This is a genomic window from Parachitinimonas caeni, from assembly GCF_030129945.1.
GTDB lineage: Bacteria > Pseudomonadota > Gammaproteobacteria > Burkholderiales > Chitinimonadaceae > Parachitinimonas > Parachitinimonas caeni.
This window is the reverse complement of record NZ_JARRAF010000252.1, coordinates 1-281: the sequence shown is the minus strand read 5'-3', so window position 1 is coordinate 281 and position 281 is coordinate 1. Positions and strand designations below refer to the sequence as shown.

Here is a 281-nt window from a genome sequence, read left to right as displayed (position 1 = left end):
GAGCCACCAGCCGGATGGCCAGCGGCTGCCGAGCGCCGTTGGCAGCATCGACAGCGGCGTCAGTTACCGCTACGACCTGGCCGGTCGGCGCCAGGGCTCCAGCTTCGCCAATGCCAAAGGCACGGTGGCCGAAAGCTATGACTACAGCGAAGACGACCAGCTGATCGGCATCGTCAGCAACGGGGTCAACCAGGTGCGGGCGCTCGATCTGCAAGGCCGGGTGGTCAGCCAATACCAGACCCGGATCAGCGACCAACCCGGCAGTGCCCCGATGGAAGGCC

General features: G+C 66.5%; 1 protein-coding gene. It reads left to right on the top strand.

The annotated features are described in order from the left end of the window. Positions 1 to 281 (top strand): hypothetical protein (locus PZA18_RS24560; protein ID WP_284103506.1); only part of this gene is annotated, 281 nt, incomplete at both ends.